13 protein-coding genes are annotated in these 12846 nt (G+C 35.0%); 8 read left to right on the forward strand and 5 right to left on the reverse strand.

Annotation, left to right across the window (positions count from 1 at the left end; translation table 11 throughout):
* Nucleotides 1–57 precede the first annotated feature (57 nt).
* Complete coding sequence (dnaK, locus tag V5J73_RS09380; RefSeq protein ID WP_338645297.1) at nucleotides 58–1944, reverse strand: molecular chaperone DnaK; 1887 nt, start codon at nucleotides 1942–1944, stop codon at nucleotides 58–60.
* Nucleotides 1945–2273: 329 nt separating this feature from the next.
* Here dnaK and V5J73_RS09385 point away from each other — a divergent pair, with 329 nt between their 5' ends.
* Nucleotides 2274–3299, forward strand: coding sequence for a hypothetical protein (locus V5J73_RS09385; protein ID WP_338645299.1), 1026 nt, complete (start codon nucleotides 2274–2276; stop codon nucleotides 3297–3299).
* A gap of 202 nt (nucleotides 3300–3501) precedes the next feature.
* Here V5J73_RS09385 and V5J73_RS09390 read toward each other — a convergent pair whose 3' ends face one another.
* Nucleotides 3502–4413, reverse strand: coding sequence for a winged helix-turn-helix domain-containing protein (locus V5J73_RS09390; protein WP_338645302.1), 912 nt, complete (start codon nucleotides 4411–4413; stop codon nucleotides 3502–3504).
* A 111-nt stretch (nucleotides 4414–4524) separates the two neighbouring features.
* Here V5J73_RS09390 and V5J73_RS09395 point away from each other — a divergent pair, with 111 nt between their 5' ends.
* The 4 genes from V5J73_RS09395 to V5J73_RS09410 all read left to right on the forward strand — a co-directional run bounded on the left by V5J73_RS09395 (nucleotide 4525) and on the right by V5J73_RS09410 (nucleotide 7104).
* On the forward strand, nucleotides 4525–5130 hold the full coding sequence (locus V5J73_RS09395; protein WP_338645305.1) for a hypothetical protein: 606 nt from the start codon (nucleotides 4525–4527) through the stop codon (nucleotides 5128–5130).
* Between the two features lie 490 nt (nucleotides 5131–5620).
* The gene (locus tag V5J73_RS09400; RefSeq protein WP_338645308.1) at nucleotides 5621–6058 is read left to right on the forward strand and encodes a VOC family protein; all 438 of its coding nucleotides are present in this window, start codon (nucleotides 5621–5623) and stop codon (nucleotides 6056–6058) included.
* A 16-nt stretch (nucleotides 6059–6074) separates the two neighbouring features.
* Nucleotides 6075–6440 (forward strand): DUF2200 domain-containing protein, encoded by a 366-nt coding sequence (locus V5J73_RS09405; protein WP_338645311.1) that lies wholly within the window; start codon nucleotides 6075–6077, stop codon nucleotides 6438–6440.
* 235 nt (nucleotides 6441–6675) lie between these two features.
* Nucleotides 6676–7104: a hypothetical protein gene (locus V5J73_RS09410; RefSeq protein WP_338645314.1), complete on the forward strand. Its 429-nt coding sequence runs from the start codon at nucleotides 6676–6678 to the stop codon at nucleotides 7102–7104.
* A 163-nt stretch (nucleotides 7105–7267) separates the two neighbouring features.
* On the opposite strand, the gene V5J73_RS09415 is transcribed toward V5J73_RS09410, so the two are convergent.
* Nucleotides 7268–8311 (reverse strand): RluA family pseudouridine synthase, encoded by a 1044-nt coding sequence (locus tag V5J73_RS09415; RefSeq protein ID WP_338645317.1) that lies wholly within the window; start codon nucleotides 8309–8311, stop codon nucleotides 7268–7270.
* Nucleotides 8301–8924: a PASTA domain-containing protein gene (locus tag V5J73_RS09420; protein ID WP_338645320.1), complete on the reverse strand. Its 624-nt coding sequence runs from the start codon at nucleotides 8922–8924 to the stop codon at nucleotides 8301–8303. The genes V5J73_RS09415 and V5J73_RS09420 overlap by 11 nt, the downstream gene beginning before the upstream one ends.
* Nucleotides 8925–9138: 214 nt before the next feature.
* Here V5J73_RS09420 and V5J73_RS09425 point away from each other — a divergent pair, with 214 nt between their 5' ends.
* The 3 genes from V5J73_RS09425 to V5J73_RS09435 all read left to right on the forward strand — a co-directional run bounded on the left by V5J73_RS09425 (nucleotide 9139) and on the right by V5J73_RS09435 (nucleotide 11307).
* Nucleotides 9139–10110: a D-alanine--D-alanine ligase gene (locus V5J73_RS09425; RefSeq protein ID WP_338645321.1), complete on the forward strand. Its 972-nt coding sequence runs from the start codon at nucleotides 9139–9141 to the stop codon at nucleotides 10108–10110.
* Between the two features lie 82 nt (nucleotides 10111–10192).
* Nucleotides 10193–10648 (forward strand): pantetheine-phosphate adenylyltransferase, encoded by a 456-nt coding sequence (gene coaD, locus V5J73_RS09430; RefSeq protein WP_338645324.1) that lies wholly within the window; start codon nucleotides 10193–10195, stop codon nucleotides 10646–10648.
* Nucleotides 10649–10728: 80 nt separating this feature from the next.
* Nucleotides 10729–11307: a PhnA domain-containing protein gene (locus tag V5J73_RS09435; protein ID WP_338645325.1), complete on the forward strand. Its 579-nt coding sequence runs from the start codon at nucleotides 10729–10731 to the stop codon at nucleotides 11305–11307.
* Nucleotides 11308–11454: 147 nt separating this feature from the next.
* On the opposite strand, the gene V5J73_RS09440 is transcribed toward V5J73_RS09435, so the two are convergent.
* Complete coding sequence (locus tag V5J73_RS09440) at nucleotides 11455–12804, reverse strand: DEAD/DEAH box helicase (RefSeq protein WP_338645327.1); 1350 nt, start codon at nucleotides 12802–12804, stop codon at nucleotides 11455–11457.
* Nucleotides 12805–12846 lie beyond the last annotated feature (42 nt).

The following is a 12846-nucleotide window of genomic DNA, read 5'->3' on the forward strand; positions in this document are numbered from 1 at the left end:
AACGGTTTTTTAAATCAATAGTAGAGATGTACCGCAGTGCATCTCTACGGGGAATTATTATTTTACTTCTTCGAATTCAACGTCTTCAACATTGTCTCCTTGAGCAGCATCACCTTGTGGTTGTGCTTCACCTTGACCTTGTTCTCCTTGAGCATACATCGCTTCAGTTGCTTTTTTCCAAGCAGCGTTGATGTTGTCAAGAGCAGTTTGAATTGCAGGAATGTCTTGAGATTGGTGAGCCATTCTCAATTCAGTTAATGCATATTCTACAGCAACTTTGTTTTCATCAGATAATTTAGAACCTAATTCTTTCAATTGAGTTTCAGTTTGGAAGATCATTCCGTCAGCTTCGTTCAATTTTTCTGCTCTTTCTCTTAAAAGTTTGTCAGAATCAGCATTAGCTTCTGCATCTTTTTTCATTCTTTCGATTTCTTCAGCTGTTAATCCAGAAGAAGCTTCGATACGAATATCGTGAGATTTTCCAGTTCCTTTGTCAGTTGCAGAAACTTTGATGATACCATTAGCATCAATATCAAAAGTTACTTCAATTTGTGGAACACCTCTTGGAGCTGGTGGAATACCATCTAAATGGAAACGACCGATAGTTTTGTTGTCAACTGCCATAGCTCTGTCTCCTTGTAAAACGTGGATTTCAACTGTTGGTTGAGAATCTGCAGCAGTAGAGAAAACTTGAGATTTTTTAGTTGGAATAGTTGTGTTAGACTCAATTAATTTAGTCAAAACACCACCCATAGTTTCGATACCTAAAGATAAAGGTGTAACGTCAAGTAACAATACATCTTTTACATCTCCAGAAAGAACTCCACCTTGAATAGCTGCTCCAATTGCAACAACCTCATCAGGGTTAACTCCTTTAGACGCTTTTTTACCAAAGAATTTTTCAACTTCTTCAGCAATTCTTGGCATACGAGTAGAACCTCCAACCAAGATAACTTCGTCAATATCAGAAACAGTTAAACCTGCATCTTTCAACGCTTTAGCAACTGGTGCCATAGAACGTTTTACTAATGAATCAGTTAATTTTTCAAATTGAGCTCTAGTTAATTTTTTAACTAAGTGTTTTGGTCCTGAAGCCGTAGCAGTTACGTATGGCAAGTTGATTTCAGTTTCAGCAGAAGAAGACAATTCAATTTTTGCTTTCTCAGCAGCTTCTTTCAAACGTTGCAATGACATTGGATCAAGACGTAAGTCAATACCTTCTTCAGCTTTAAATTCGTCAGCTAACCAGTCAATAATTTCGTGGTCAAAATCATCTCCACCTAAGTGAGTATCTCCGTTTGTAGACAATACTTCAAAAACTCCGTCTCCTAATTCAAGAACAGAAATATCAAATGTACCTCCACCTAAATCGTAAACAGCAATTTTTTGATCTTTACCTTTTTTATCTAAACCATAAGCAAGTGCAGCTGCAGTTGGTTCGTTGATAATACGCATTACTTTAAGACCTGCAATTTCACCCGCTTCTTTCGTAGCTTGACGTTGCGCATCATTAAAGTAAGCTGGAACAGTAATAACTGCTTCAGTAACAGTTTGACCTAAATAGTCCTCAGCTGTTTTTTTCATTTTTTGAAGTGTCATAGCTGACAATTCTTGAGCAGTGTATAAACGACCATCAATATCCACACGTGGTGTATTGTTGTCCCCTTTTACTACTTTGTAAGAAACTCTTTTTGCTTCAGCTGTAATTTCTGAAAAAGAGTGACCCATAAAACGTTTGATAGAAGCAATAGTCTTAGTTGGATTAGTTACCGCTTGTCTTTTAGCAGGATCTCCTACTTTAATTTCTCCACCTTCAACAAAAGCGATGATAGATGGTGTTGTTCTTTTTCCTTCTGCATTAGGAATAACAACTGCTTCATTACCTTCCATTACAGAAACACAAGAGTTGGTCGTACCTAAATCAATTCCGATTATTTTACCCATTTTTAATATATTTAATTTTATTGTATACTTGTTTTAATGACTCGAAGTCGATAAGTCAATCTTTGTGCCAATACAAAATGGTCTATTAAATTGTCAGTTTATGTTAAAATTGGCGTAAAAAAATCTGACAAGATGACATTTCAGAGAGTTTGTCATTCTGGCGGAAGTCGGAATTTTAGGAGCTCTCCCCCGCTCTCCGCTCTATCTTTATGTTCTTAAAGAAAGAACATAAAGGATGCTGCTGCTATCGGGGCTAGGAAATCTGATTCCTAAGTTTATTTATTTTCATTCGATTACTTTAGAATTTCAATACTAGTAATTCGTAATAAATGAACTACATTAGCAGAACAATAGGAAAGCTATTTTTGGCGCTAAGCAACCTGATTTTGGTTGGATATGCGCTCGTTTATAGCGGGTATATACAAGTTAGCAAACATTTTAACAGAACGCAATTGGAAAAGTTAAATCCTAATAACATACAAGAACTAAAAGACCATTTAGCGAGTCTTCCACCTGAATATGTAGAAAGAAGGAATCAGGAACAAATTGAAGAAAACAAAATTATGTTTGCGGAATTTGAAGATGCTTTTTCAAAATCTTGTTGTTTTCTATGTGGAAATAAACTTGAAAAATTTTATCCCGGCGAACCTTGTTTTCATTGGTTCTTAAGACCTAAAGACATTCGTAAAAAAGATTTTAATAATTATTTATCTGAACCCATTGGCTTTTTTAAACTGGAAAGTTATTTGAGATGGGTAGCTACAACTGAAAATTTCATTAAGAATATAAATGACTTGGAAAGTGAAACTTCCAAAAGTAAATTGAGAGAAGTTACGATAAAATATAAAAATATTGAATGGTCGTTACATTATGGTAAAACTGATTTGGAAGGTCATTCAAATTCAAAAAATGCAGATTTCCCTCATTATCATATACAAATGCTAATTGACGGAAACCCATTCATTAGATTTAACGATTTTCATATTCCTTTTTCCAAATATGATTTAATAGATATTAAATTAATGAATGAAGCTAGCGACATAATAAAATTCGGGCATAGTCGAGCACCTGGAATGTCTGTTCTTGAAGATGAAGAATTGCTCAACGAAATGGACCAATTAATGGTTGCATCCGATAATCCCGACGCTGCGACTTTTAATACACAAACTATGGCATCAATGCCTGAAGGTATGACAATGTCTGGAGAAAAGTTACAAGAAATGTTTAAAGAAAATCTTGAAACTAAAGTTCCTTTACGACATTTAATTAAAAAGTATTTTCCAGAAGTTAATATTGTGACAAATATAGAACCGGGTGATGGATTCCCTGATAAAAAAACTAGAAATAAAAGATAAAAAACATTTGCTAACAGCTGTTTTGAGCTAGCTGGAGTTTAGTGGAATTACCGTTTCGCATCAAGTTTTCGTTAAGCCGAAAATTGAGCGATTACGAACTTCCAGCCATCTCAAAGCCGGAACATTAGCGGTAATAAAACCTCAAAATCAAGAGTCTATAACCCATTTTTTTTTACATTTGACACATTAAGCACTACAGCAATTAAGTATTCCAAGTATTTTCTCGAGTGTTGACTTCAAGCCTATATCCTTTGCCACGGATAACAACAATTTTGATATTAGGATCAAGCTCCAGTTTTTTTCTAAGTTTTGATATGAACATATCCAGACTACGCCCCACAATAACACCTTCATCTTCCCAAATCTCTTTTTGCAGTCGGCTTCTCGCGATAATCTCGTTGGGAGACGATGCAAACATAAGCAATACACGGGTTTCCGTTCCAGTAAGGTCTGTTGTCTTTCCATCTATAATAAGTTTCCTATTTTTGGCATCAAACAACACTGAGTCCAAAGCAAACATATTAGTTTGTTGACCGTCAGGTAAAGTTTTTCGTGAAGTAATAGATCTCCAAAAAATAAAACCTACAAATGCTAAAAATGACAGGCTAACCAAAACGTATCCATTTTCTTCTATAGTTATTCCATTCGGTTTGAACTTAATGTTAATCCTATAACAGGCTTTGGGTTGCCTTCTTCCTATACAAGTTACAATATCATCTTTTTTATTTTTGGATATAGCATAGCCATAGATTATACTTGAGTTATCACAGTTCAGAACATTAACTATATAATTATTGGAGAGTGGCACGTTGTCCAAAAAACGCTGGGTAGAACTCATTAGGGAGTCCGGTAGAAAAGTAAGTTCGTTCTCAAAGCTAATTTGGTATTCATTTTCTGCGATCTTTTTTATAGGGAGCACCCTTGATGTACTATCACCAGACTGAAGGAGTATTTCATGCCCAATCCTACGTAGTAAAACTACCCTTCTAGAAATAGTATAATCATCTTTATCCACCGTCACGAAAGCCACACAGATTACAGCAATAAATAATAGCAGTATCGACCCGAAAAGGTAATTGCGTTTTCCAGAAAGAAAATTTCGACTATCATGCATAGAGTCAAGTTTTTATTTACAAAGTTTACATTTTTATTTACAATTTTAATCACTCAAACCGAAAAATATCGAAGTAATTTAGCTGCTTAAAACTTAAAAAGAGATAAAACTATGTCATTAATTAAATCTACAAAAAATAGGAAAAGAATTATTTATACACTAATCTTAATGCTTGTTGTGGTAAGTGGACTGGTATTTAGCTTCGCTCAGTTTGCCTTCGGCACGGATGTTAATCGTGAAATTAAAAATGAAACTACCCCATCTTCAAGATCGTTGTCCATTGCTGAAAGGAAAGCCAACTTGGATAAAAGAAAAAAATGGGAGACTTCTCCTGACGGTATAAAGTACAAAGCATGGGAGGTTTCTCCTGAAGGTAAAAAGATACATGCCAGTCATGATAAAATAAAGCAGTACATTAAGGATTTCTCCAATATGGAAGCTGTGGTAACCTCTGTAACTTTTCAGCGTGAAAACGCGAAATCATCAGGACCAAAATGGCTTATAGTTCGGATAAATGGTGAAGATTACATGATGCAATATATTCCTAAGGATTTTGAGCAGTTAAAAAGCCTGAAAGTTAACGACAAAATAATTGTAAAAAGCCGCAGCGCAGGGTATTCGCCTAATCACCCCTATTTAATTCTATCGGGCGACTATATTGCGCGAAAAAATACGATCCTTTTTAAACGTGACTTCAGCAAAAATAACCCTTGCTAAGGATTAATACCAGAGGCTAGCTAGTGGTAATTCTCCTCTCGTCCAAAGCCTCAAAAATGCAAATACATGTTCCCAAAATCTCCCGCAGCACTACTAGAAACGCTAAAAAACAATTAAAATCATGACAATCTAATATTTAAGTACAACCGAATAATTCTAAAATGCCTTTCAAGAGTAATTATGAATATTGGATTGATATCAATTTAGTACTTGATAATTTCCGAAAACAATTTGCTATGACAGAAATTAGCAAGGAAATTTTTGAGTAAAATTGGAAATTATTATAAAAATTACTGCTAACAGCGCATAAACATAATTACTAGATTACATTAGCTTCAACTATTTTCTCACAGAAAATTTTTATCTTCACAGGAAATAAAATGTTTTGCTTTCCCGCAACTAATAACTATGAGCAAGAGATCGTTAAACATCATAGCATTGTGGCACCTTGCACTCAGACATTTAGAAAAACATTTAAAAAATTAAAATTATGGCACTTATCAATCCTCACATTAACTTCAACGGAAATGCCGAAGAAGCATTCCATTTTTACAAATCAGTATTTGGTGGTGAATTCGCTATGATTATGCGGTTCAAAGATATATCGAGTCCGGAAAATCCAGTTTCAGAAAATGAAGCAAACAAAATAATGCACATTGCTCTACCTATTGGCAAAAATATATTAATGGCTAATGATGTTCCAGAAAGTATGGGGCGTGTAAATGAAAATGAAAATAGGTCAAAAATAGCTATTAGTGCTGAAAGTAAGGAAGAAGCAGACCATTTATTTAATGGACTTTCAGCAGGTGGAAATATTGAAATGCCAATAAATAATAGTCCTTGGGGTTCTTATTTTGGAATGTTTAGAGACAAATTTGGCATTGAATGGATGGTAGATTTTGACCCCAAGTACAAAGGAAAACCATAAAAAAGTACCACTTAATATGAAAGTAACAGCCGTACATAATGAACGAATTGCCCAATTAACTTTTGCATCTGTCTATCCACACTATATTTCAAAAGTGGAACGCAAAGGCAGAACGGTAGAAGAATTACACCAAGTCATAAATTGGCTAACAGGATTTGACGCCCAAAAATTGCAGGCTTTAATTGAAGAGAAAGTAACATTTGAGACCTTTTTTAAAACAGCTAAGCTAAACCCAAATGCGCAATTGATAACGGGCATAATATGTGGTTATAGGATTGAAGATATAGACAATCCATTGACTAAACAAATACGCTATTTAGACAAGTTAGTGGACGAATTAGCCAAAGGCAAAAAAATGGAAAAAATACTACGAACAGCTTAAAAAAAGGCTCCTCAAATAAAGATAACTGATGTACAACATCCATATATTTCAAAATAAACCACAAAAAAATCTGATTTAAAGACTTTTACTATTTTAAAATTATTCGGAAATCATTTTAAGCATTTTTTAAAAACGTTTTTTTGCATTACAAATCGACTATATTTACAATAAATAAAGTATTAATAAAAACTTTTATCAAGGTCTAATCGAGCTGTCATCACCAACATTTTAATCTATGAAAATACTATTGACATACTTAATTTTAATTTCAAATTTTACCGTATTCTCCCAGTCTAACACTGTGGTTGGCGATTATAAACTTGTACTTGGAAGTTCCGAGAATGACGTATTTGAGTATAAAATGACTTTAAATCAAGACGGAACGTTTTTCTTGCATTATTACTCCAATATCAAAAAAGGAATTCCACCCAAAGTAAATAAATACGGAAAAGGAAAATGGACTGAAGAAAACAAAGTGATTTCATTGTTTTGCGATAAACAATTAGACTTAGATGAAAAACATACTTTGAACTTCTCAAATTCCAAAGCAAGATTTATAATAAAGTCGCCTAGAGACAAAACAGACCGTATAATTAAGACAAGAATTAAGTTCTTAGAGTCTGAAATTTTCTGGATGAAAGGAATTGAGCTGTTCAAAATATAAAGAGTGTTAACAGTTAACATGCCTTAGAACGGTACCTTTGATAATCTTAAAAAAATTCACCCCCTTTTTTGAGATTGTTAATTTAGCTGATTTTCAGCTATTAAACGACTTAAATCAATATCAGCATCTATAAAAAAAGCCCCAATCTGGGGCTTTTACTATTTTATTCTAATTCTTCGTCCGTGCTATGCGATTTAGAATATCCTCTCCATTTCTCAATACAATCTTGAAAATCCTGTGGGAGTTCTGTATCAAAACGCATCATCTCACCGGTTGTAGGATGCACAAAACCTAAAGTTTTAGCATGTAACGCTTGTCTTGGCAATGCCTTGAAGCAATTGTCTATAAACTGCTTGTATTTAGTAAACGTAGTTCCTTTCAAAATCAAATGACCACCATAACGTTCGTCATTAAATAAAGGATGTCCTATATGTTTCAAATGTGCCCGAATCTGGTGCGTTCTTCCCGTTTCCAGTTGGCATGAAATCAATGTCACGTATCCAAAACGCTCCAACACTTTGTAATGCGTCACAGCAGGTTTCCCGATTTCCGGATCAGCAAAAACTGCCATTTGCATGCGATCTTTCAAGTGCCTTGCTAAGTTTCCTTCAATTGTTCCTTTATCCTCAGTTACATTTCCCCAAACTAAAGCAATATACTCTCTTTCAGATGTTTTAGCTTCAAATTGCTTAGCAAGATGCGTCATCGCCGCTTCCGTTTTGGCAATCACCAATAAGCCTGAAGTGTCTTTATCAATACGATGGACTAATCCAGGACGTTCACTGCTGTTCATTGGTAAATTATCAAAATGATACGCCAATGCATGCACTAAAGTTCCTGTGTAATTACCGTGACCAGGATGCACTACCATTCCTGGTAACTTGTTAATCAAGAGCAAGGTATCGTCTTCGTAAACAATATCTAGCGGAATATTCTCTGGAATAATATGATTTTCATACGGAGGATGAGTGAGCATAACCCGAACTACATCATGTGCTTTTACCTTGTAATTTGACTTTACCGTAGCGTCATTTACAAAAATATTTCCCTCGGTAGCTGCAGTTTGTATTTTATTACGAGTTGCATTTTGTATCAGGCTCATCAAGTATTTATCAATTCGCAAGGACGCTTGCCCTTTGGGAACTTCAAACCTAAAATGTTCAAATAACTCGTCTTCTAAATCTAGTGTATCTATATTATTGTTCATCAACTGGTGTTTCTTCTATTGGTGCAACCAGAGTATCTGCGGCACTTTCTTCTTCTTCATAACTCATTTTTCCGTCGCCTAAAACCAAATCAATTTTAGATGATTTCAAGACTTTGTCGCCTACTTTTAGGTTTCTTCCTTTAAAACGCATTTCCAGTACCATGTCTTTACCCAGATTTGGAACATACGTAACCGTTCCTTCCTCAAGTCCTAAAGCTTTCAATGTAGGCACTGCTTCACGGTAGGTTTTATTCACTAAATCAGGAACTCGTACAGATGAGAATCCTGAAGTATTTATTTTTATGTATATCTTTCGACCCACTTTTACCTTTGTACCTGGCGATGGATCTTGCTCAACCACACTAAATTGGGGAAAATCACTTCTGTAATCCACACTGTCCAAAAGCACATAATCTAAATCCAACTCATCCAGCTTTTCTTCTACTTGCTCTTCAGTCAATTTACTCAAATTTGGAACAGCAATTTCATGACCATGATCTGTAGTAAACGTCAACCAATGCATAAACAAATAACCCAAAGCAGCAATAATGGCTAGTGCAATTAATACTTGTACAAGAAAAACACGGCTAGTAAGATACTTACGTAAACTCATAAATTTATTTTTAGATGTGGCAAAGATAAAGCTATTTCGTTTCAAAAAAAATGATAATTTTGTTTAATCGTTTTTAGGAATAATCCTGATGAGTTTCAGGAGCTATTTCCCGCTATTCGCTTAAATCTTTGCTTTTTCTAAAGAAAAAAAGTAAAGGATATCGCTACTATCGGGGCTAAAAACAAATCCTTTTCACAACACTTATTTTATAAAAATGAAAAACATTGCCATCATCATGGGCGGATATTCCAGCGAGTATAAAATCTCACTCATCAGCGGAAACGTCGTATATCAATTTCTAGACAAAACAAAATACAATGGATTCCGAATCCATATTTTCAAAGAAAAATGGGTCTATGTTGATGCTAATGATACTGAATTTCCTATCGATAAAAATGATTTTTCAGTGACGGTTGGTGGAAACAAAATCACTTTCGATTGTGTCTTCAATGCCATTCACGGAACTCCCGGTGAAGATGGATTAATGCAAGCCTATTTCGAGTTACTGCATATTCCGCAAACCTCTTGCGATTATTACCAAGCGGCTTTAACGTTCAACAAACGTGATTTATTGTCGGTTTTAAAACCATACGGAATAAAAACGGCTACTTCCTATTATTTAAACAAAGGCGATGCAATCAATACAGACGAGATTGTAGCTAAAGTTGGTTTGCCGTGCTTTGTAAAACCCAATAAAGCAGGTTCCAGTTTTGGAATTTCAAAAGTAAAAACGGCTGCCGAATTGCCAATCGCGATTGAAGTCGCCTATAAAGAAGACAACGAAATCATCATCGAAAGTTTTCTTGACGGCACCGAAGTTTCCGTTGGTGTGATCAATTACAAGGGAACTGTAACTGTTCTTCCAATCACTGAAATTGTTTCCGACAATGATTTCTTCGATTATGAAGCCAAATATTTAGGTAAATCACAAGAAATCACACCAGCAAGAATCTCAGATGAAATGACCCAAAAAGTAAGCGAAATTGCCAAACGTGCTTACGAAGTGCTCAAAATGAAAGGTTTCTCACGAAGCGAATTTATATTGGTAAACGGAGAACCACACATGTTGGAAATGAATACCATTCCGGGATTAACAACGGAAAGTTTGATTCCACAACAAGCCAAAGCCGCTGGAATTTCACTAGAGGATTTGTTTACCAATGCGATAGAATTGGCATTAGCCTAAATCATAACTTGTCATTTCTAAGAAGAAGAAAAAACACACAAAGAGATTTTTTCTTTGTGATATTGACAAACAAAACAAACACATGAGAAAAGCCATATTCCCGGGTTCTTTTGACCCAATAACTTTAGGACATGAAGACATCATCAAGAGAAGCCTTCCGCTATTTGATGAAATCGTAATTGCCATTGGTATCAATGCCGAAAAAAAATACATGTTTTCACTAGAAGATAGAAAACGTTTTATCGAGGAAACTTTCAAAAACGAACCTAAAGTTTCTGTCATCACTTATGAAGGTTTGACCATTGATTTATGCCACAAAATAAAAGCCGATTTTATACTTCGCGGTTTACGTAATCCTGCCGATTTCGAATTTGAAAAGGCCATTGCACACACCAATCGTCGATTATCAAAAATAGAAACTGTCTTTTTATTGACTGCCGCAAGAACTTCATATATCAGTTCAAGTATTGTAAGAGATGTAATCCGCAATGGAGGACAATATGAAATGCTGGTTCCAGATGCAGTACGAGTGAAATAATACTTGCCATCAACCAAATATAAATTTGCGAAGCGAGGCAATAAGCCATAATTTCGCCTAAAAATAAAAGCCATCAAACAATGAGTATAGAAAGAGAATTAAATAAACGCAGCGGATCTAAATGTGAACTTTGTGGTACAACCGAAAACCTAAAAGTATATGATGTATTGCCTACCAAAAAAGGTGGACTTGGCGAAAGTATCTTGGCTTGTAGCACTTGTATCAATCAAATTGAAAATCCAGATACTGTAGATTTGAATCATTGGAGATGTTTGAATGACAGTATGTGGAGCGAACATGCCCCAGTACAAGTTGTGGCATGGAGAATGTTGAGTCGTTTGCGTGCTGCTGGATGGCCTCAAGAATTATTAGACCAAATGTATTTAGACGAAGATACTTTAGCTTGGGCGCAAGCAACAGGTGAAGGCGAAGAGGACGAAAACAAAGTAATTCACCGCGACAGTAATGGCGTAATTCTGGAAACTGGAGATTCAGTTGTATTAATCAAAGATTTAAAAGTAAAAGGTTCCAGTATGGTAGCCAAACAAGGAACTGCAGTACGTAACATTCGTTTAGACCATGAAAATGCCGAATATATTGAAGGTAAAGTTGATGGCCAGACTATTGTTATCATTACCCAATACGTGAAGAAAATATAGTTTGCAGTGATCAGTGATCGGAAAAAAGAGTGATTAGTGACTTTCTTGATAACAAAAAATCGTTAACAGTAATCAAATTTACTGTTAACGATTTTTTTATTGGTATAATGTTTTTTTTACTGCTCACTAGAAACTGAAAACTGAACACTAATTTTCCTCTTCTTTCTTAATCACTTTTCTAGCGACTTCAATTTTAAATTTCTTTCCTTTCATTTTTTCGTCTTTAATGGCGTGCAATAAATCTTTTACTTTATTGAATTTTACGGCAGCAAATGAGATAAAATCTTTCACTTCGATTAATCCTAAATCGCTTTTTTCTAATTTTCCCTTTTGAGAAAAGAAACCTACAATATCAATTTTATTTAACTTATTTTTCTTTCCACCACTGATGTAAATGGTTTGGAATTCAGGAGGTTTTGGCAGTGAAGTTGCGTTTTCTATATTAAAAACACTCATTCCATAATCGATATAATCCATTTTTTTCTCACTTTCATGAGCAATAATATACGCCGTACCAGAGGCTAACATACGTGCTGTACGTCCGTTTCTATGCGTAAATTCATCTTCTTTGGATGGCAAATGATAATGAATTACGTGGTTCATTTCAGGTATATCAAGACCACGAGCTGCTAAATCGGTTGTGATTAGATAACTCACACTTCCGTTTCTAAACTGGATGAGTGCGCGTTCTCTTTCGTCCTGATCCATTCCGCCATGATAATAAGTAGCATAAATTCCTTTATCGTTCAAGGTATCACTGATACGCTCTGCTGCATCTCGATGGTTGCAAAAAACAATAGCCGATTGTGATTTCAACGAACAAATCAAGTTGAACAAACTTCCTATTTTGTCCTTTTCCTTTGAAACGACCATTTTCATGGAAAGATTCGTTTCGTCCACGTTTTCTGGAATGAAATCTAAAATAGTTGGATTTACGACTCTTGTATATCTTGGAATCTCAATATCCGAAGTGGCCGAAACCAAAACACGTTTGTTCAGTTTTGTTAATTTTCCAATGATAAAAGACATTTGCTCGTGAAAACCCAATTGCAATGATTTATCAAATTCATCCAGAATCAAGGTTTGGATTTTATCCACACGAAAAGTTCCTCTGTCAATATGATCTGCAATTCTTCCTGGTGTTCCAACTAAAACAGCTGGAGGATTGCTTAAATTCTTAATTTCAGTATCAATAGAATGTCCGCCGTAACAGACATTTACTTTATAATCGGTTCCCATTTTTTTCCAAACCTGCTCGATTTGTAATCCTAATTCACGTGATGGAACCAAAATCAAACACTGAACCGATTGAATTTCGGGTTGTAACATTTCTAAAATAGGCAACAAAAAAGCCAAAGTTTTTCCAGAACCTGTAGGCGAAAGCAATAGAATATTATTATCATTCAGGATTGTATCTTGCGCTACTTCCTGCATTTCGTTTAGACTTTCGATGCCTAAATTCAAAAGTATATTGTTGGAATGGTGTTTCTTATTCATTTTTATTATTTGGGCAAAGGTAATTTTAAATTTTAAATTATC

Origin of the sequence: Flavobacterium sp. KS-LB2 (genome assembly GCF_036895565.1) — a bacterium.
In the GTDB taxonomy this organism is placed as follows: Bacteria; Bacteroidota; Bacteroidia; order Flavobacteriales; family Flavobacteriaceae; genus Flavobacterium.

Bases quoted from the DNA above. Each gene is read 5' to 3' on its own strand.
- dnaK (WP_338645297.1), bottom strand. From the start codon at position 1,944: ATGGGTAAAATAATCGGAATTGATTTAGGTACGACCAACTCTTGTGTT.
- V5J73_RS09385 (WP_338645299.1), top strand. From the start codon at position 2,274: ATGAACTACATTAGCAGAACAATAGGAAAGCTATTTTTGGCGCTAAGC.
- V5J73_RS09390 (WP_338645302.1), bottom strand. From the start codon at position 4,413: ATGCATGATAGTCGAAATTTTCTTTCTGGAAAACGCAATTACCTTTTC.
- V5J73_RS09395 (WP_338645305.1), top strand. From the start codon at position 4,525: ATGTCATTAATTAAATCTACAAAAAATAGGAAAAGAATTATTTATACA.
- V5J73_RS09400 (WP_338645308.1), top strand. From the start codon at position 5,621: ATGGCACTTATCAATCCTCACATTAACTTCAACGGAAATGCCGAAGAA.
- V5J73_RS09405 (WP_338645311.1), top strand. From the start codon at position 6,075: ATGAAAGTAACAGCCGTACATAATGAACGAATTGCCCAATTAACTTTT.
- V5J73_RS09410 (WP_338645314.1), top strand. From the start codon at position 6,676: ATGAAAATACTATTGACATACTTAATTTTAATTTCAAATTTTACCGTA.
- V5J73_RS09415 (WP_338645317.1), bottom strand. From the start codon at position 8,311: ATGAACAATAATATAGATACACTAGATTTAGAAGACGAGTTATTTGAA.
- V5J73_RS09420 (WP_338645320.1), bottom strand. From the start codon at position 8,924: ATGAGTTTACGTAAGTATCTTACTAGCCGTGTTTTTCTTGTACAAGTA.
- V5J73_RS09425 (WP_338645321.1), top strand. From the start codon at position 9,139: ATGAAAAACATTGCCATCATCATGGGCGGATATTCCAGCGAGTATAAA.
- coaD (WP_338645324.1), top strand. From the start codon at position 10,193: ATGAGAAAAGCCATATTCCCGGGTTCTTTTGACCCAATAACTTTAGGA.
- V5J73_RS09435 (WP_338645325.1), top strand. From the start codon at position 10,729: ATGAGTATAGAAAGAGAATTAAATAAACGCAGCGGATCTAAATGTGAA.
- V5J73_RS09440 (WP_338645327.1), bottom strand. From the start codon at position 12,804: ATGAATAAGAAACACCATTCCAACAATATACTTTTGAATTTAGGCATC.